Origin of the sequence: Promicromonospora iranensis (assembly GCF_028994805.1) — a bacterium.
GTDB lineage: Bacteria > Actinomycetota > Actinomycetes > Actinomycetales > Cellulomonadaceae > Promicromonospora > Promicromonospora iranensis.
Genome location: NZ_JAJQQP010000007.1, coordinates 20,720 through 38,139 on the forward strand (window position 1 = coordinate 20,720; position 17,420 = coordinate 38,139).

Below are 17,420 nucleotides of genomic sequence, written 5' to 3' on the forward strand. Positions count from 1 at the left end.
GCCGCCGCCACCCAGCACGCTCTGGCGCGCAGGCGTGCTCGAGGAAGCGGTCGCGGTGCCGGCGTTACCCGACACCGGGGCCCAGTTGGGACCGCTGCGGGCCCCGCCGTCAGAGGGCGGAAATGCCATTCAGAACACTCTCCAAGACGCTCAGCGACAGGCCCGAGTTCGAGCTGCCGTGGCCTGTGTGGACGTTAACCGGTGTCGAGGTGTGCACAGTCACGTGCCCTTCCTCCTGCATGTCCGCCACAAGAATCCGGACGACACCCAGGGGCAGCCGCAGAAGGGCCGAGAGCTCGGCGATCGACACGTACGTGTGTGCGGCGTGCTGGAGGATCGCGCGCTTCTCGGGGGGCAACCCGAAGCTGCTGACCGCGCCGGGCAGAACCTCTACGAGGGCCTCGAGCGGCAGGTCGGACAGCTCCGACCGCACCCGGCCTCCGGTGACCGCGTAGGGGCGCACGGTAGACGTCTCACGGACGTCCCCCTGCCCCTGGGAACCGTAAGGTGCGTACGTCATGGTCGAGTCCTCATCCCACGCTGGCGGCTCGGGTCTGCCCGTCGACCGGGAGGCTGCCACGCATCTCCGAGATCAGCTGCGGCGTGAGCGTGGCCTCGGTGCGCGACACCAGGAGAGCCATCTCGTAACCGATAAGACCGATGTCGCACGTAGCTTCCGCCACCACGCCGAGCACAGACCCGTTCGAGACATTCATCAGGAAAAGGAAGCCGTTGTCCATCTCGATGATTGCCTGACGGACATTACCGCCGTTGAGCTGCCGAGAAGCTCCACGCGTAAGGCTTGACATACCCGAAACGATTGCCGCGAGCTGGTCACCGCTGGTGCGGTCCAGCTGGTCGGACATCGCCATGAGCAGGCCGTCCGCCGACACGACGAGCGTGTGCCGGCTGCCGGGAACGGTACGCACGAAGTTGTCGAGCAGCCACCCGAAATTCGTTGCTTCGGTGCTGAGGGTCACTCTCTGTTCCTCCTAGTCAGAATCCACAGACGCGCTTGTCACCGCGACTGCGGCGCTGAGTCAGGGACATGATTCACGGTCGAGGGTGCCCACGTCGAGTCCCCATCGGCCTTCCTGCCGTTCTCGTTCTCCGATCCACCCTCGTCCACGGATTCCGACCGGCCACGGGCGGTGGCCGACTGGAATGCCGAGAGCCGTGAGCGGAGCTGCTCGGGATCACGGTCAATGCGAGCTGAGAGACGCTCGACGGTGGGATCCGCCCCGGTGCCGGAGGCACCGCGCGTGCGGCGGGTCAGACCGCCTCCCACAACCTCGGTGTTGACGGCCGCCGGACGATACGAGTCGTTCTCTTTCGCATCATCTTCCTGAAAAGCCCCTCGGCGAAGGAGGCTCGTCATCTCCTCGTAGAGAACCGCCGAAGCGGTCCACTCCGATCGAGCCTCCACCGAGTCCCGCACGTACTCCGGGTCGAGCGGGTCCTTGCCGTCGCCGTCCGTGCCTGCGGCCCGCTTGGCGAGCGGCGCCGGCGAACCGTACGTCGGGTCGTACACAGCACCGGTCGGGTACGGCTCGCTGAACTCACGAGCGGGCGCCTCGAAGGACTGCTGCGCGGTCGCCATCGGCACGGCCTGGGTGGCCGGCGCCGACGCGAACGAGGTGGGCGCCTGCTCGGGAGCCGACGCCGGGGCGGACGCAGCAGCGGCACGCGGCGCTGCGTCGACGAACGGGTTGTTGCCCTGGGCCGGGGCCTGAGCGGCCGTCTGTGCCTGCGTGGGCACGGGGACCGTGCCACCCGCCGGTGCGCTCGGCACCGCCGGCACGGCCGACGTCAGCGACTCCTGGACGGCCCGCTGGTAGCCCTCCTGGAAGCCCCGCTGGTAGGTCGGGTCTGCCGCGGGCCGCTGCTCCTGCTCCGGAGCCGCGCTCGGGAAGGTCCCGGTCATCGGGCCGGCCGGCTGCGGGGCCGGGGAGCTCTGCGGTGCCTTCGGCGCCTGGAAGTCCTGCGGCACGCGCGGTGCCGGGAAGTCCTGCGGGACACGCGGTGCCGGGAAGTCCTGCGGCGGGCCGCTCGGCGCCGAGAAGTTCGGCGCCTGGAAGCTCTGCGTCTCCACGTTCGGAGCACCGAACGGCACACCGCCGGCGGGGCCGCTCACGGTCTGGATCGGGCGCGACGCGGGACGCTCCTGCGGCTGGTAGGCGCGCAGCTCGCCGGTGGCGGGCTGGCCCGGCCGGCGACCGAACAGGCCACGCTTCTGCTGCGCCGGCTTGGCGCCCTGCTGGGTGCCCGACCCGGTCGAGCGACGGCTCGGAAGATCCGCCATGAGCTCTTCGAACGCGGGCAGTGCCTCGAACGACGAGTCCGGACCCTGCGGTGCGTCTGCCCCGAAGCCCTGCGACTGCTCGTCGTCGCCCTGGTAGGGGTCGCCGTAGCCCCGTGACGGCTCGTCGTCGCCCTGGTACGGGCCGCCGAAGGCCCGGGCCGGTGCCTGTGCGGGAGGCGTCTGAGCGCCGCCACCGGCCGGGAACCGCATGACGTCGGTGTCCGACATCCCGGGCAGCGCGGCCGGGTCCTGCGTCACCGGGTCGAGCTGCAGCGACTGGGTACCGCCGCCGTCGACCGGATCGATGGTGCTCAGGGAGCGGAAGCTCGAGAAGAGAGCGCTGCGCTGGTCCACGTCCACCGCTGCCGGCGTCGTGTCCTCGAAGACCGGCGCGACCGGCTCCTCCGGCTGCGGTGCACGCTGGCGGCTCGGGAGCGAGCTGCCCTCGGACACGTTCGACGGCGGTGCCCACGCGTTGTCGTCGCCCTGGTACTCCTGCGGAAGCGACGGCGTCTGGATCTCCGGCAGGACGATCGAACCCGTGGGCGTCGTCTCGGCCATCGGCTGCGCGGCCGTCGAGCTGCGGCGTCGAGCCAGGCCGAGCGCCGTCGTACCGTCCGTCAGGGCGTTGATGTCGACCTTCTGCGCGACCGGGGCCGGCTGCGCCGCGAAGGCCGCGGCGGCGATCTGCGACGTGCCGGTCGGGACCGGCATGCCACCCTGCTGCGGGACGGAGGTGGTGGCCGGCGACGCCGCCGTTATGGCGGGCGAGCCGAAGCCGTTGGTGGGCGCACCCGCGCCGCGCATGGCACCGGTACCCGGACCGGTGGCCAGGCCACCGTTGAACTGCGAGGCGGCCGCCTGCGTGTTCGCCTCCAGCGGGTCCGTGGGCATCGGCAGCGGCATGGCGTTGTCCGGCATGAACAGCACCGCGGGGAAGCGGACGGTCACCTCGGTACCGGTGCCGCCCTCACCCACGCCGAACTCGACCTGGGCGCCGAGGCGGTCGGACAGACGACCGACCACGTAGAGGCCGAGGCGCTGGGCACCGACGGCGTCCGACGCGGCGTGGCTGAGCACCTTGCGGTTCGCCTCGGCCACCTCGTCGGGGTTCATGCCCAGGCCGTGGTCGCGGACGACGACGGTGACGAACTGCTCGTCACGGGCCGTGGTCACCTCGACCGGCGTGTGCGGCTCGGAGAACATCGTCGCGTTCTCGAGGAGCTCGGCCAGCAGGTGCGCCGCGTTCAGCGCGTTGTGGCCCAGCATCATCGGGTCGACCACGAGGTTCAGGCGCACCCGGTCGTACAGCTCGATCTCGGAGGACGCCGTACGGATGACGTCGGAGACCGGCATCGGCTGGCGGACACGGCGACCGGAGTCGATGCCCGCGAGCACCAGGAGGGACTCGGCGTTGCGGCGCATCCGGGTCGCGAGGTGGTCGAGGCGGAACAGGTTCGACAGCGTCGACGGGTCTTCCTCGGAACGCTCGAGGTCGTCGAGGAAGGCGAGCTGCCGGTTGAGCAGCACCTGGTCACGCCGGGCCACGTTGACGAACATCTCCGCGATGGAGCCACGAAGGGCTGCCTGTTCGCGGGCGACGTCGATGGTCGTTCTGTTGACGTCGTTGAAGGCGGCCGCCAGCTGGCCGATCTCGTCCGACGACTCGACGGAGATCGGGTCGAGGTCGATGCTCGGGCCCTGCCCGGGGACCGACACCTGCTCGACCAGGGTGGGGAGGCGGTCACGGACCACGCCGGCGGCCTGGGTCAGGCGGCGCAGCGGGGAGACCAGGCGGCGGGCGATGACGAGCGCCGTGATGATCGAGAAGCCGAGGGCCGCGATCGCGATGCCACCGGTGAGGTAGGCGCGGTTCGCGGCGACGTCGGCCTGCTCCTGCGCGAAGGCCGCGGCGTCCTCGCGGACCGCGTCACGGACGATGCGCCCCTCCTCGACCCACTTGGTCGACTCGTTCGCGAACGCCTCGATCTGGGCCGGCTGGATCGAGGCGAGATCGCCGCGCGCCACGTAGCCGCGGACGGTGCCGTAGACGCCGTCCATGACCGGGGCCTGGTAGTCACCGGGGATGCGGTCGTAGAGGTCCTGCGTCTCGTTCCACTGGCGGTCACCCAGGTTCACCAGGTCCGCCGCGCGCAGCGCCATGGTCCGAGAAGCCGCCTCGCCCTGCTCGTGCTGCGTGAAGATGCCGAGCGCCAGGGAGACGACCGGGCGCTCGTAGGTGTTCGTCAGCATGAGCTGGTCCATCGAGTGGTACGCCTCGAGACGGGTACCCAGCTCGCGGTCCTCGGACGTGTCCGCGATGGCGTCCATCACCTCGAGGGCACCGTCGATGTACCCGCCGTAGGCCCTGGTCGCCCTCTGCTCCGTGAGGCGCCCGGCAGCGACCTGCTCCTGCACGTCGGTGATGGCTGCGCGGTCCTCGATGGTCTGCGCGACGGCGTTCTTGACACGCTGGTCCAGCATCGAGATGTCGATGTCGAGCAGCGCCTCGTCGCGCTCGTCGAGTGCCTTGATCGTCTGCGCCTGGGCCGCCGGGGCCGCCCACTTCGGGGTGCCGTCCTCGTTGGTCGCCTGGGTGACGCCGTCCTCCTCCATCTCCGGCATCCCCTGCAGCAGCGCGACACGGGCCTGGTCTCCGGAAGGACCGTCGTCGACCATCGCCACGATGTTGTATGCCCGTTCCTGCGCGAACGTCGTTCCTGCCACGTCCTGGTACTTCAGCGCGGCGACGAGATCACTCGTCTGCTGCGCGCGCATCGCGTCGACCACAGACAGGCCGATGATGTACGCCGCTGCGATGACCAGGACGATGGCAGGCGTGACCAGGGTCGCAAGAACTTTCCCGCGCACTCCCAACCTGCGGAACATGCGTACCTCTCTCCATCACTGATCCGGAAGGGGGTGGCGTGCGTGTGCCCGCCGAGCATCCCTCGGTGCTGCGTACAAGTTACCGGCACCTGGATTCCGCTGACGACCAACGTGGGCCGTACGGAAGTAGGCTTGATCGATGTGCGAGCCGTCACGATATCTGGACCGGGCCCATCAGGGAAACTCTCCCTTTCCTCCCTGAATCCCCCGATTGCTGGCCAATGGGACGTGGTGATCACCGTCGCCGCTGCCGGCGTCAACCGTGCTGACCTGCTCCAACGCGCCGGATACTACCCCCCTCCGCCGGGTGCGCCTGACTGGCCGGGTCTCGAGATATCAGGAACTGTGAAGCGTGTCGGACACGGCGTGTCGCGCTGGCGCGCCGGTGACCGGGTCGTAGCGCTCCTCGAAGGAGGCGGTTATGCCGAGGAAGTCGTGGTCCGCGAGACGCAGGTGCTCCCGGTGCCCGACGGCATCGACCTGATCGACGCGGCCGCCCTTCCCGAGGCCGCGTGCACGGTCTGGAACAACCTCGTCGACGTCGGCCGGCTGCGCTCCGGCGAGTGGGTGCTGGTCCACGGCGGCTCGGGCGGCATCGGCAGCTTCGCGATCCAGGTCGCCACGGCGCTCGGTGCGCACGTCGCCACGACGGCCGGCGGTGCGGAGCGCACGGCACGGTGCGCGGAGCTCGGGGCGGACCTGGTCATCGACCACCGGGAGCAGGACTTCGTCGACGAGGTGCGACGAGCGACGGACGGCCGCGGGGCCGACGTCGTGCTCGACCTGCTCGGCGGCGGCGCACTGGGCGACAACGTCCGCGCGCTGGCCCGGGGCGGCCGCCTGGTCGTCATCGGCATGCAGCAGGGGCGGCGGGGCGAGCTCGACCTCAGTGACCTCCTCGCCCGGCGCGGAACCGTCACCGGGACGCTGCTGAGGTCGCGACCTGCGGACGAGAAGGCGCGCATCGTCGCCGATACCGAGCAGCACGTCTGGCCGCTGGTCGCGGACGGACGGGTCCGGCCGGTGGTGCATGCCCGCGTACCGTTCGCCGACGCCCAGTCCGCGCACGAGCTGCTCGAGTCGGGCGACGCCTTCGGCAAAGTCCTCCTGGTCCCCTGATCATCCCGTGCCTATATATAGGCATGGTCGGCAATTTCGACCCCGGGCGGATGCTGCCATGCGGACGACAAGCAATCCGGGCAAGACTGGACCCATGACCGACGAGCGAGCCAACCCCCCGTCAGACGAGCGACACGACGACAACCCCGACCACCGCGAGCGGTCCGGCCGCCCCGACGGGCCGTCCACCGTGCATCCCCAGGTGGTGACGCCCGACGGCGCCGCGGTGCGGTCGGACCGCAGTCCCGAGGGTTCTGCCGAGGAAGAGGTCGACGAGGCCGAGGCCGTCGTGGGCCAGGTGGAGGAGCCGGCCAAGGTCATGCGCATCGGCGGCATGGTCAAGCGGCTGCTCGACGAGGTACGCGACGCGCCGCTGGACGAGGCCGCCCGTACCCGCCTGGCCGAGATCCACGAGCGCTCGATCCGCGAGCTCGAGGACGGGCTCTCCCCCGACCTCGTCGACGAGCTGCACCGGATCACGCTGCCGTTCTCCGACGAGTCCGCGCCGTCCGACGCCGAGCTCCGGGTCGCTCAGGCCCAGCTCGTGGGCTGGCTCGAGGGCCTGTTCCACGGCATCCAGACGGCGCTCGTGGCGCAGCAGATGGCGGCGCAGGCGCAGCTCTCGCAGATGCGCCGTGCACTGCCGCCCGGCTCCGGGGCGTTCGGTCCAGGCGGCCCCGGCGGACCCACCATGCCGGGCGGCCACGAGGACGAGCCGGGTGGCGAGCGCCGGGCCCCCGGCCAGTACCTCTGACCTGCCCGTCGTGGCTCGCCCGCTGTGCCGCGCCTCCGCACGAGGCCGGCACAGCGGGTCAAGCCCTGGGCGCTCAGAGCTCGGAGGGATCTACCAGAAAGCCATCCTCGTCGGCGATCTCGCCTCCTGCGGCGGCGTGGACGGCCCCGGCAAGCCGGGCCACCAGCTCCGCCGCGCGCTTCCGCGCGACTCGTAGCTCCATGGACGGGAACTCGCGCTGCGACTCCACCAGGTCGTGCGGCTCCCAGTGCACCCAGTAGCGCACCGCGCCCTGCTCCGCCCACGGCAGGCCGCGCAGCAGGCGCGGCAGCTTCTCCTCGCCGGAGATCTCCACCGCGACGATGCCGTCGACGTCGAGGTCGACGATCAGCCCGTACCCGTCGAGGATGCGCGGACCGGTGAGGGCCTTGATGTCGTAGTCGTCGGCGGCCGCGTGCAGCTTCTTGCGGAGCTCCGGGTCCAGGGGATCACCGGGGTAGAGCGGCTTGTCGGCGATACCCTGCGGCGGGCCGCCCCACTCCTTGCCCTCCATGTGGAGGCGGGCACGCGGGTGAACCTTCTGCAGGATGGTGTGCGCGGCCTGCGGGTCGAGCCACACGTCCGAGTAGACGGTCATGTCGATGGCGGCACCGGCGTCCGGGGTGAGGACCACGCCGGCACCCGGCTGCGCCGTCGAGCCGCCCGGTGCGTCCCACATGCCGCCCACGTCCAGGCGGAGGGAACCACCCAGCCGGCGTGCCACCGCGACGAGCCACTCGACGAGCCGGCGCTCCTCACGCTCGGGCATGCCGGCGGCAAAGGCCCGCCCGATGCCGTCGCGGTCACCCGCGGGGAACGGCACCTCGCCACGCTCCCGGTGGCAGACGATGTCGAAGGCCATCGCGGCTCCCGGCGGGACACCGAGGTCAAAGCCTTCGCCAGCAGGCAGGTACGGGCCGTTCATCACGGCGTGCCGCGAGACCCGCAGCACCCCGACCTCCTTGCCCTGCGCGCGGCGCACCTGCGGCGCACCCGCCACGTTGCCGGGAAGGATGCCCGCGGGGACGACGTCCCAGCGGGTCGCCGAGAAACGGGAGAGCGCGAGAACCTCGATCTCGTCCAGCTCCACGTCGCCGGGCACTGTCAGCACGTGCCGTGCCTGGTGCGCCTGCGCAGCCGTGCGCGGCAGGAGCGGGAGCTGAGGAGCGGCCATCGGGGTCCCTTCTGACGTGCCGGAGGATGCCCGGTCCGCGCCGGGCACCCGGGAGCCTACCGCTCGGCGAGCACCCGTCGAGGCGCTGCCCAGCCCCGGCGGTCAGACCGCGGTGCGGTGGAAGTTCTTCGACGAGCGGGACGCCGTCGGACCGCGCTGGCCCTGGTAGCGGGAGCCGTACAGATCCGACCCGTACGGGTGCTCCGACGCCGACGACAGGCGGAAGAAGCACATCTGCCCGATCTTCATGCCGGGCCACAGCTTGATCGGCAGCGTCGCGACGTTGCTCAGCTCCAGCGTCACGTGCCCGCTGAAACCGGGGTCGATGAAGCCGGCCGTCGAGTGCGTCAGCAGGCCGAGCCGCCCGAGGGAGGACTTGCCCTCGAGGCGGGCGGCGACGTCGTCGGGCAGCGTGACCGCCTCGAAGGTGCTGCCCAGCACGAACTCGCCGGGGTGCAGCACGAATGCCTCGCCGCCGTCCGCCTCCACCAGGCGGGTGAGCTCCGGCTGGTCCGTCGCGGGGTCGATGAACGGGTACTTGTGGTTGTCGAAGAGCCGGAAGTACTTGTCGAGGCGCACGTCGATGCTCGACGGCTGCAGCATCGACGGTTCGTACGGGTCGAGGACTACGCGGTCGGCCTCGAGCTCGGCACGGATGTCGCGGTCGGAGAGGAGCACCCGGATACGGTACTGGCCGCCACGGGACGATGCCGCCCCGTGGCCCGGCGACGCCGCGACGGGGCGTCCGCGCCGGGCCACCGGGCGACGGTCACCGGGTGCCGGTCACCGGGTGCCGGTCACCACTGCAGCGGCTTGTGCTTCGCGTCCACCGACCAGTAGCCCTTGCGCATCACGAGGTACAGGATCCCCTCGACGCCGCCCCAGATCGCCGGCACGAACCACGCGTTTCCCAGCGACACCGCCGTGATGAGCAGCATGATCCAGCCGAGACCCTTGTAGCCCAGGTAGAACCGGTGCGCGCCCACGACGCCCAGCAGGATCCCGAGGAGGCCCGCGGTGATCCGGGACTTGTGCCCCGGCACGTGCTCCACCGGCGGCGTGGGGCGGTCGTAGTCGTACTGCTGCTGGTAGTTCGCCGGACCGCCGCCCGGAATCTTGCCTCCGGGCGTCTTCATCGCGCGCGTCTCGCCGGGCGGCGGCGGGGGCTTCGACGGGCTCGGTGCGCGTGGTGGCAGCCGCTTCGTCTCCTGATAGATCGGCTCGGTGGGCTTCTCGCTGGGGTGCTCGCTCACTGCTGCTCCGGCTGCTCGGCGACACTCGCTCCGTATCCGGTTCGGGCATCCGGGCGAGGTTGGGTATGATCGGTTCGCGCGCCAGGTTCACGGGCGCTGTTGCGGAACCCTAGCGGGATTCGCAAACAGCAGATACCCGGCAGAACCGGACGATGCGGGTGTAGTTCAATGGTAGAACTTCAGCTTCCCAAGCTGATAGCGCGGGTTCGATTCCCGTCACCCGCTCCACAGGGCAACGCCCCAGGTCAGGATGCAGATCCCGACCTGGGGCGTTCTTCGTCCGACCGGCGCCAGCCCAGCCCCGTACACGTTCCGTGCCCGCCGCGTGCCCCGTCTCGTCCGGCTCGGCTCAGGCCCGCGCGGTCCGCACGGGCGCCGTCAGATGCAGCGAGACCGCCAGGCCGCGCTCGGCCGAGGGCACCCAACCGCTCCAGCACCGCCACACCGGGGGCCCCTCGCCGTCGTGGTGTCCCACCCGTTCGGCCAGGTGGAGCATCGCCGCGAGGCGCACCGCGTCGGGCACCCGTGCGGCGACGACGTCGACGGTGAGCACGCCCACCACGTCGTCCTCCAGATCGAGGTGGTCCACCCCCGCCCGCACGTCCAGCGTGTGGATGTCGAAGATGTGCGCGATCAGCGCGGTGACCCCGACGAGCTCGGCGAGGTGCGCGCCCGGCATCGGACAGGCCTCGGCGGCCGGGCCTGCGTCGCAGGAGCCGTCGGTCATGTCGGCCACGCCCGGATCGCCCGCGCCGTCCCCCGCAGCTCCGCGTAGACGAACATCTCCATGCCGTTCCAGCGTCCGGTCCACACCGTGAAGCCCGGCTTGGTCGCCGGGTAGTCCGTCGCGACGGTGATCCCGAGCTGCTCCGCGATCTCCGCCCCCTCGGCCAGCCGTGCCGGGTGCACGACCAGATGGTCGCGAAACACCTCGACCCACTTGATCCGTGCGTCCCCTACCTCCGCCAGCAGGTCCGCCGCACCGGCCGCGGAATCGGCCAGGCTGCCCGCTATCGTCGCCATCTCTCCCACCTCTCCGCGCCTACCTCTAGGCGCATAGACAGCCTGTTGCGGGTGAACTGGGCACCGCAACCGCTACGCCGAAAAGTTGCGTATACGCACTGGCTGCGGGTTAGGTGGGTTCCGTGTCTAGAGAGGGACGTGTGACTGCCGCAAGCATCGCCAAGGATCTTCGTGCCGCGATCCGCTCCGGGACCTACAAACCGGGCGACCGCCTTCCGAGCGAAGCAGCGCTCATGTCGAACTACGGCGTGGCGCGCATGACCGCGCGCCACGGCCTGTCGATGCTCAAGGACGAGGGGCTGACCGTGACCCGGCACGGCTCCGGCGTGTTCGTGCGCGCCTTCGAGCCGATCGTGCGGGACACCACCGGCGGCAAGGCCGACGAGTCCACCGTGACCGCCGAGGTCGACGAGACCAGCGCGGGGCTCGCCGTCCGCACCCTGGCCGTCACCGCGGAGGCCGATCCACCCGAGAAGGTCCGGACGGCGCTCGGTCTCGCCGAGGGGGACAAGGTGACCGTGCGCGAGCGGCTGCACCTGCGCGAGCGCAAGCCCGTGCTGTTCGCCACGTCCTACCTGCCCGCGTCGATCGCGGCCGGGACACCGATCGCGGAGCAGCAGGTCGGGCCCGGCGGTACGCACGCGCGGCTCACCGAGGCCGGCCACGCGCCGGTGCGGTTCCGTGAGGACGTGGTGGGCCGGATGCCGACGATCGAGGAGATCGAGGAGTTGCGGATCGAGCCCGGCACGCCGGTGCTGGCCGTCACGCGCACCGCGTTCACGCAGGACGGCACCCCTGTCGAAGTGAGCCACGTGGTGCTCGACGCCGGCGAGTTCATGCTCCGGTACGACATCGACTGAACACCGGCTGAGCCGAACCGTCAGGCCTGGCCCGTCAGCTCCGGACCGTCAGGCCTGGCCCGGCCGGGCCCGTGGCCTCAGGCGCAGGTCCGGCAGGGCGGGCGCACGCAGGGGCCCGCTCGGATAGCCCTGCACCTGGCCGAAACGACGCTCGGCGGCGCCGTCGGTGTATCCCGTGGCACCGGCCGACCCTGAGCCGTCCCCCGGCCCGAGCTCGGCGACGAGGGCCATCCAGTCCTCACGAGCCCTGACGATGTCCTCGTGCGTGCGGCCCATGAAGTTCCACCACATGATGACGTCCTCGGCGAACGGCAGGCCGCCGATCAGGACCGCTCGCGCCGGCGCGCCCCCGGCGGCGCGCACGACGACGGTGGACCGCCCGGGCGCGACGTAGCCGAGGCTGTACCGCGGCACCGCGGACCCCTCGAACGTCATGTCGCCGGAGTCCACGAGCAGAGCGTGCTCGTGCGCCGGGTCCACGTCGAGCCGAACCTCCGCACCCGGCTCCAGGTCGATCTGCGCCCCCACGAGCGGCGTGTACGTCGTCGCGGGCGAGTCCAGCTCCTCGCCCGCCACCGCCAGGCGTCCGATGAACACCTGCACGACGGCGCCGTCGTGCCGTACGACCGGGAGGTCGCCATGGTGCTCGAAGTGCGGGTCGATCCCCAGGGCCGCCCCGGGCAGCGCCGTCCAGAGCTGCACACCGTGCAGCAGGGGCGGGCGCCCTTCCGCCGGCGACTCCTCCGAGTGCGAGATGCCCACCCCCGCCGTCATGAGGTTGAGCTCGCCCGGCCGGACCCTCTGCAGCGAGCCGACGGAGTCGCGGTGCAGGATCTCGCCCTCGAAGAGCCAGCTCACCGTCTGGAGCCCGGTGTGCGGGTGCGGCGGAACCTGCATGCCGGCGCTGGACGAGACGTCGTCGGGGCCGTAGTGGTCGCTGAAGCACCATGCCCCCACGAGGGACCGGGCGCGCTGCGGGATGGTGCGCCGCACGTTCATCGCCCGCGGCCCGCCGAGCGGCACCTCGCGCGGCGCGAGGAGCTCGATGCCGTCGCCCTGCTCACCGGCGGTGCAGATCTGCTCGGCCGGCCGGGTCTCGAGGTTGCTCATGCGCAGAGCCTAGATCCAGCCGTGGAGCCGGCCCAGCGCCCCCGGGGCGAGGCCAGGGCCCCCGGGGCAGGCCGGGGGCCCTGGCGTAACCGCGCACCCGTGGTCCGCCTTCGGTGAGGACCAGAGCGCCGTGTCGACGTCACGGCCCCGAAGCACCCGTCAGACCCGGACCCTCAGGCCTGTTCTCCACGGACGTTCGGACGCGGGCGGTCTTCCGGCCCCGTACAAGAACCTGTGGCGTCATCCACAGCCCGTACCGCGGTACGGGACGTCCTGTCGTTCTCCGGTCAACCATGTGTCCGATGTCCGGGCCGGTCGGTACTGCTGCAGCGCACCGCATCTGCACCCGAATCGTCGAACCATTGCCACGTTTCTATCCGCGTGTCGCAGGGGCGGCAACCGCTCCACCGTTGTAATTTCCACCCGATCTTCGCCCACAGTTCTGTCCACAGGAAGAGCCCTGGAATTCCCGCACCGCCCACAGGGCTGTGTACAACATCTGTGGATAACTAAAAGGTGGTCACACCCAGGCTCGTGATCCGGGGGCGCCGCCCGCTGTCGGGTCGTTACGCCCCTCAAGCTCCTCCGGCGCGGCGATGAAGCCGCCCTCGTCCACGAGGATTCCCCCGATGCGGCTCTGGACCGCCACGGCGAGGCGGGCGAGCGAGGCGCGCATGCGGGCGCGGGCGATGACGTGCAGCCCGGACGCCTGCTCGAGCTCGAGCTCGTACGGGTCGGCAGGGACCCAGCTCATGCGATAGGCGAACGGCCCGTAGCTACGCCAGTCCAGCGAGCCGAGTGCGCGCGGCACCCGGTCGACACGTTCCATGTCGACGACCAACGAACCGTCGTACGCGGTGCTGCCGGCGAGGGTGTAGCGCGGCGACCCGTCCGCCGTCGCCTGCTCGGCGGAGACGTCTGCGGTGGCGATGAGCGACCGCAGCATCGGCAGCACATCACCCGGCAGGAGGGCGTGTGCCGCGTAGAGCGCCAGGTTGACCGACGCTGCAGGGTCCGGGACCAGTGGCTGCCTGCCGTCCGCGAGCACGCCACCGCCCGACTTGCGGGCTGCCGCGACCATCCACTGCACGATGCGCAGCTCCGCGCCCTGGGGCAGCGAGTGCGGGAAGGCGCGGGCGATGCCGTCCCGGTCGTCGTACGACGTCGGCGCGGCACCGCGGACGTCCCGCAGGCCGTCCGCACGGGACACCGAGTACGCCTCCGCCTTCGCCGCGGAGATCCGGAGCTCCGCGAGCTGCGCCTCGCCGACCTCGAACGGACCGGTCACCACGTGGTCCTCGCCCAGCCGCATGACACCGGGGACGAGCGCGTCAGGTTGCGCCATGCCCCGGAACCGGGCACCGGCCATCCGTCGAGAGCTCGACGCGCGGGTCGGTTCTCGGAGCCACTCGACGTCCGAGAACCACGCGGCAGCAAGCTCGCTGACCGCGACGGGGCCGTTCGTACTGGGCAGGATCAGAATGTGACCCGAGGCGTGTTCCGCTGGAATCACACCCGCCAGAAATGTCATGCGCAGCACTTTACTGCCGGTCACTTTCCACCATGATGCAGGCATGTTACAAAGAGGAAACACGCTCGTGACAAGAGGCGTAGGTCATTAAGCCACCTGACGATCATTATTTCGCCGGGACGCGACCTGTATGTTTTTGGATATTCATTGGCGACTGAGTCTCAGTGCAACAGGGTGAATGTCGCGTCATTCGACGCTGCAAAGACCGTGTAGGCCGACTTAACGCCACCTTCGCCGTGCAGCCGGACTCCGCCGTCGCGCCGCTCGCGGTGGGACCACGATCCGGCGTTCCAGTTACCTGACGACTCGTGCATATGATGTCAGCATGCCCAAGATCATCGGCAAGAGCCTGCACGAGCACCGGCAGATGACCAGGCACAAGCTGTTCACCGCTCTGTCCACCCTCATGGCGGAGCGTGGGTTCGACACCATCACGCTGGCTGACATCGCCGCGGCGGCGCACGTCGGCCGGACTGCCGTCTACAACCACTTCCACGACAAGGAAGCGCTGCTCCTCGGGTTCATCACGCATGAGACCGAGCAGTACGCCCACACGCTGGAGCGCGCGCTCGACGGCGTGGACGACCCTGTGGAACAGCTGCGTACCTACATCCGCCAGCAGGCACAGCTCACCCGCGTCTTCCATCTCGCTCCCGGCCCGGACCTGCGTACGGTCCTGTCCCGCGCCACGCAGCAGCGCCTGCGCGAGCACGCCGACATCGTGGAGGCGATCCTCCGCCGGATCCTCACCGCGGGCATCGATGCGGGCACCTTCCCGCCGCAGGACATCGATCCGACGGTGCACCTCGTCAACGCCTGCCTGTCCGGCCGTCTCATCCCCGACGAGCCCGCGGCTCGCGAACGCACCATCCGCGCCGCGGAGTCGTTCGTGCTGCGTGCGGTCGGCGCGCGCGTACCGGAGCCCGTCCCCGCCTGACCCTCCTGGTCGTGGGCGCGGATCGTGGGCGCGATCATTGCGCTCTGGCGGGCGCGTCGTCGCAACGGTCGCGCCCACAACCAGGAAGGGTGCTCTAGATCCAGCGCTTCCAGCGGAAGACGCCGAAGAGGCCGACGCTCACGGCCAGCATCGCGACGAGCGCCGCCGGGTAGCCATACGCCCAGTCGAGCTCCGGCATGACGTCGAAGTTCATGCCGTAGACGGTGCCGACGAGCGTCGGGGCGAACAGGATGGCCGCCCAGCCCGAGATCTTCTTGACCTCCTCGCCCTGCCGGATGCTGACCTCCGACAGGTGCTTCATCTCCTCGTTCTGCCGCTGCGCGACGAGAGTGGCGGCCACGGTGAGGATGTCGCGCAGCGCGGCCCGGAAGACCTCGATACGGTCGGCCGCCTCGGTGAGGTGGTCCGCGATGTCGCGCAGGTAGGCCTGCAGCTCCGGGTCCACGCCGTACTTGTCGGCCCCCTTGGCGAGCGAGGCACAGAGGCTCTGCTCGGGCCGCACCGCGCGCTGGAAGTCGATGACCTCGCGGGACAGCTCGTAGATGCGCCGCGACACGTCAGGGGCGCCGCCCCAGACGTCGGACTCGATCTCGTCGATGTCGTGGTCGAGCCCCGCGACGACCGGCGCGTACCCGTCCACGACGCTGTCGAGGATCGCGTACAGGACGGCCTCCGGCCCGCGGGAGAGCATCTCGCGGTCGGACTCCAGCTGGCGCCGCACGGCCGCCAGGTCGGGCGAGGCACCGTGCCGCACGGTCACGACGAAGTCGGGGCCCACGAAGACGTGCAGCTCGCCGAACTCGACCTCCTCGACGTCGTCGAGGTAGCGAGCCGCACGGAGCACCACGAAGAGGGTGTCGCCGTAGCGCTCGATCTTGGGCCGCTGGTGCGCCTGGATGGCGTCCTCGATCGCGAGGGGGTGCAGGTCGAACTCCCGCGCGAGCGACGTCAGCTCGGACTCGTCCGGCCGCTCCAGCCCGATCCAGGCCATGCCGCCGGGCCGGGAGCGGAGCGCACTGAACGTCTCGGCGAGGTTGTCGTAGCCGGCGGTGCGGATGCCGTCGTCGTAGATCGCGGCGGCGACCACCGACGAGCGGGGCGCGGGCGCGGCAGGACGCGGTGCGACGTCGGGCACGACGTCGACGGCACGACGCTGGCGCAGGGCGCCGAGCAGCGGGCGGGACGGGCGGGAGGGCAGGAACGTAGCCATGAGGACTCCTGGGGTCGAGCGCAGGAAAAGGACTGCGAACGGACACCGCAGCAGAGACGGCCGAACGACCGGTGGACCTCACGCCCGAGAAGGGCGGAGCGCACCGGTGCGCGAGAACCCGCGAACACGCGGGAGGGGAACCGTCAGCTCAGCTGCGGTTCGGACTACTCGGAGGCTCGCTGCGGGTCATGCGCGCCACCTCCTTGGTCCCTGCGGCGGATCGCCGCGCCGTACGTTCTCGACAGTGGCCCAGTCTAGCCACGCCGAGGCGCGGAATCGAACCCTTTCGAGAGCAGGATCACACAACTCGTCACCAGGCGTCGTGGGGGCGGTGGTTCACTCCCGGCGGGGTGTGGAACTCCTGCGGCGTCGGCGACAGGTAGGCGCGCGCGAACTCCAGCGACGCGGCCAGGTCCTCGTGCCGCTCGGCGGCCGTGCGGGCCGCGCGGGTGGAGATCTCCACGCAGACGTCGCCGCTCCAGCGCCGCGCGACCAGCTCCTGGAGCACCTTCTCGGCCTGCATGCTGCCGCGGCCGGGAACCAGGTGCTCGTCCCGGGGGCCGTGGTTGCCGTCCGCGAGGTGCACGTGCCGCAGGCGGTCGCCGAACGTGTCCAGGAGCATCAGCGCGTCCTGCTGCGCCACGCTGGCGTGCGACAGGTCGAGGGTGACGGCGTCGTAGTCGTGCTCCGCCGGGTCCCAGCCGGGCAGGTACGCCTGGAACTCCCGCTTGCCACCGCGCCAGGGATACATGTTCTCGACGGCGATCGTGATGCCGGTCGTCTCGCTCAGCGCGCGCACCTGCTCCTGGAACTGCCGTGCGTACTTGTACTGCCAGCGGAACGGCGGGTGCACCACGACGGTGCCCGCCCCGAGCTCGAGCGCCATCTCCGCGGTGCGTTCGAGCTTCGCCACCGGGGACCGGCCCCAGACCCGCTGGCTCACCAGCAGCGTCGGTGCGTGCACCGAGCGCACGGGCATGCCCGTGTCGGCGGAGAGCTTGGCGAGGGAACGAGGGTTCTGTGTGACCTCCTCGGACCAGATCATGACCTCGACCCCGTCGTAGCCGAGCTCTGCGGCCGCCTCGAAGGCCAACGGCACACGGCGTGGGAAGACCGACGCCGTCGACAGCGTGACCTGCACCTCGGGTGCGGCCGGCTCGTGCGGTTCGGTCCGGATCGGTTCGGGCATGCGGGCCACCTTAAAGCGCCTACGTGACTG

General features: G+C 70.7%; 16 protein-coding genes and 1 tRNA gene. 5 read left to right on the forward strand and 12 right to left on the reverse strand.

What is annotated here, in order from left to right; translation table 11 throughout:
* Window positions 1–109: 109 nt before the first annotated feature.
* From LUM46_RS12950 to LUM46_RS12960, 3 genes are read right to left on the reverse strand one after another with little or no spacing between them, the layout of a single operon-like run.
* Window positions 110–520: a DUF742 domain-containing protein gene (locus tag LUM46_RS12950; RefSeq protein WP_274994436.1), complete on the reverse strand. Its 411-nt coding sequence runs from the start codon at window positions 518–520 to the stop codon at window positions 110–112.
* Window positions 521–530: 10 nt separating this feature from the next.
* On the reverse strand, window positions 531–980 hold the full coding sequence (locus tag LUM46_RS12955) for a roadblock/LC7 domain-containing protein (protein ID WP_020017525.1): 450 nt from the start codon (window positions 978–980) through the stop codon (window positions 531–533).
* 38 nt (window positions 981–1,018) lie between these two features.
* Entirely contained in the window at window positions 1,019–5,191 is a 4,173-nt protein-coding gene (locus LUM46_RS12960) for an ATP-binding protein (RefSeq protein WP_274994439.1), read from the reverse strand.
* 141 nt (window positions 5,192–5,332) lie between these two features.
* Between LUM46_RS12960 and LUM46_RS12965 the strand changes: the two genes are divergently transcribed.
* On the forward strand, window positions 5,333–6,310 hold the full coding sequence (locus LUM46_RS12965) for an NAD(P)H-quinone oxidoreductase (RefSeq protein WP_274994758.1): 978 nt from the start codon (window positions 5,333–5,335) through the stop codon (window positions 6,308–6,310).
* Between the two features lie 94 nt (window positions 6,311–6,404).
* The gene (locus tag LUM46_RS12970; RefSeq protein WP_274994440.1) at window positions 6,405–7,064 is read left to right on the forward strand and encodes a bacterial proteasome activator family protein; all 660 of its coding nucleotides are present in this window, start codon (window positions 6,405–6,407) and stop codon (window positions 7,062–7,064) included.
* A 73-nt stretch (window positions 7,065–7,137) separates the two neighbouring features.
* On the opposite strand, the gene LUM46_RS12975 is transcribed toward LUM46_RS12970, so the two are convergent.
* From LUM46_RS12975 to LUM46_RS12985, 3 genes are all read right to left on the reverse strand, one after another.
* Window positions 7,138–8,256: a hypothetical protein gene (locus LUM46_RS12975; protein WP_274994441.1), complete on the reverse strand. Its 1,119-nt coding sequence runs from the start codon at window positions 8,254–8,256 to the stop codon at window positions 7,138–7,140.
* A gap of 102 nt (window positions 8,257–8,358) precedes the next feature.
* A complete protein-coding gene (gene dcd, locus LUM46_RS12980; protein ID WP_274994442.1) occupies window positions 8,359–8,934 on the reverse strand; it encodes a dCTP deaminase in 576 nt (191 codons plus the stop codon).
* Window positions 8,935–9,053: 119 nt separating this feature from the next.
* The gene (locus LUM46_RS12985; protein WP_274994444.1) at window positions 9,054–9,509 is read right to left on the reverse strand and encodes a TM2 domain-containing protein; all 456 of its coding nucleotides are present in this window, start codon (window positions 9,507–9,509) and stop codon (window positions 9,054–9,056) included.
* 154 nt (window positions 9,510–9,663) lie between these two features.
* Between LUM46_RS12985 and LUM46_RS12990 the strand changes: the two genes are divergently transcribed.
* A tRNA-Gly gene (locus LUM46_RS12990) sits at window positions 9,664–9,737 on the forward strand.
* A gap of 121 nt (window positions 9,738–9,858) precedes the next feature.
* Here the strand turns inward: LUM46_RS12990 and LUM46_RS12995 are convergent.
* Window positions 9,859–10,245: a hypothetical protein gene (locus tag LUM46_RS12995; protein WP_274994445.1), complete on the reverse strand. Its 387-nt coding sequence runs from the start codon at window positions 10,243–10,245 to the stop codon at window positions 9,859–9,861.
* Complete coding sequence (locus LUM46_RS13000; protein ID WP_274994446.1) at window positions 10,233–10,532, reverse strand: hypothetical protein; 300 nt, start codon at window positions 10,530–10,532, stop codon at window positions 10,233–10,235. Before LUM46_RS13000 ends, LUM46_RS12995 begins: the two co-directional genes overlap by 13 nt.
* 140 nt (window positions 10,533–10,672) lie before the next feature.
* On the opposite strand from LUM46_RS13000, the gene LUM46_RS13005 reads away from it, so the two are divergent.
* A complete protein-coding gene (locus LUM46_RS13005) occupies window positions 10,673–11,392 on the forward strand; it encodes a GntR family transcriptional regulator (RefSeq protein ID WP_274994447.1) in 720 nt (239 codons plus the stop codon).
* A 48-nt stretch (window positions 11,393–11,440) separates the two neighbouring features.
* Here LUM46_RS13005 and LUM46_RS13010 read toward each other — a convergent pair whose 3' ends face one another.
* Both LUM46_RS13010 and LUM46_RS13015 read right to left on the reverse strand, forming a co-directional pair.
* Complete coding sequence (locus tag LUM46_RS13010) at window positions 11,441–12,502, reverse strand: pirin family protein (protein WP_274994448.1); 1,062 nt, start codon at window positions 12,500–12,502, stop codon at window positions 11,441–11,443.
* A 520-nt stretch (window positions 12,503–13,022) separates the two neighbouring features.
* Window positions 13,023–13,847 carry a hypothetical protein gene (locus LUM46_RS13015; protein WP_274994449.1) on the reverse strand — a complete coding sequence of 275 codons (825 nt, stop codon included), beginning with the start codon at window positions 13,845–13,847 and terminating at the stop codon, window positions 13,023–13,025.
* Between the two features lie 511 nt (window positions 13,848–14,358).
* Between LUM46_RS13015 and LUM46_RS13020 the strand changes: the two genes are divergently transcribed.
* Window positions 14,359–14,970 (forward strand): TetR/AcrR family transcriptional regulator, encoded by a 612-nt coding sequence (locus tag LUM46_RS13020; protein WP_274994450.1) that lies wholly within the window; start codon window positions 14,359–14,361, stop codon window positions 14,968–14,970.
* A 94-nt stretch (window positions 14,971–15,064) separates the two neighbouring features.
* On the opposite strand, the gene LUM46_RS13025 is transcribed toward LUM46_RS13020, so the two are convergent.
* On the reverse strand, window positions 15,065–16,201 hold the full coding sequence (locus tag LUM46_RS13025) for a magnesium and cobalt transport protein CorA (protein ID WP_274994451.1): 1,137 nt from the start codon (window positions 16,199–16,201) through the stop codon (window positions 15,065–15,067).
* A gap of 310 nt (window positions 16,202–16,511) precedes the next feature.
* The gene (locus LUM46_RS13030; protein ID WP_274994452.1) at window positions 16,512–17,390 is read right to left on the reverse strand and encodes a sugar phosphate isomerase/epimerase family protein; all 879 of its coding nucleotides are present in this window, start codon (window positions 17,388–17,390) and stop codon (window positions 16,512–16,514) included.
* Between the last annotated feature and the right edge of the window lie 30 nt (window positions 17,391–17,420).

What these genes read in the sequence shown, in the direction of transcription:
- LUM46_RS12975 (WP_274994441.1), bottom strand. Translation starts at nt 8,256, where the DNA reads ATGGCCGCTCCTCAGCTCCCGCTCCTGCCGCGCACGGCTGCGCAGGCG.
- LUM46_RS13025 (WP_274994451.1), bottom strand. Translation starts at nt 16,201, where the DNA reads ATGGCTACGTTCCTGCCCTCCCGCCCGTCCCGCCCGCTGCTCGGCGCC.
- LUM46_RS12950 (WP_274994436.1), bottom strand. Translation starts at nt 520, where the DNA reads ATGACGTACGCACCTTACGGTTCCCAGGGGCAGGGGGACGTCCGTGAG.
- LUM46_RS13010 (WP_274994448.1), bottom strand. Translation starts at nt 12,502, where the DNA reads ATGAGCAACCTCGAGACCCGGCCGGCCGAGCAGATCTGCACCGCCGGT.
- LUM46_RS13030 (WP_274994452.1), bottom strand. Translation starts at nt 17,390, where the DNA reads ATGCCCGAACCGATCCGGACCGAACCGCACGAGCCGGCCGCACCCGAG.
- LUM46_RS12960 (WP_274994439.1), bottom strand. Translation starts at nt 5,191, where the DNA reads ATGTTCCGCAGGTTGGGAGTGCGCGGGAAAGTTCTTGCGACCCTGGTC.
- LUM46_RS12970 (WP_274994440.1), top strand. Translation starts at nt 6,405, where the DNA reads ATGACCGACGAGCGAGCCAACCCCCCGTCAGACGAGCGACACGACGAC.
- LUM46_RS13020 (WP_274994450.1), top strand. Translation starts at nt 14,359, where the DNA reads ATGCCCAAGATCATCGGCAAGAGCCTGCACGAGCACCGGCAGATGACC.
- LUM46_RS13015 (WP_274994449.1), bottom strand. Translation starts at nt 13,847, where the DNA reads ATGGCGCAACCTGACGCGCTCGTCCCCGGTGTCATGCGGCTGGGCGAG.
- LUM46_RS13000 (WP_274994446.1), bottom strand. Translation starts at nt 10,532, where the DNA reads ATGGCGACGATAGCGGGCAGCCTGGCCGATTCCGCGGCCGGTGCGGCG.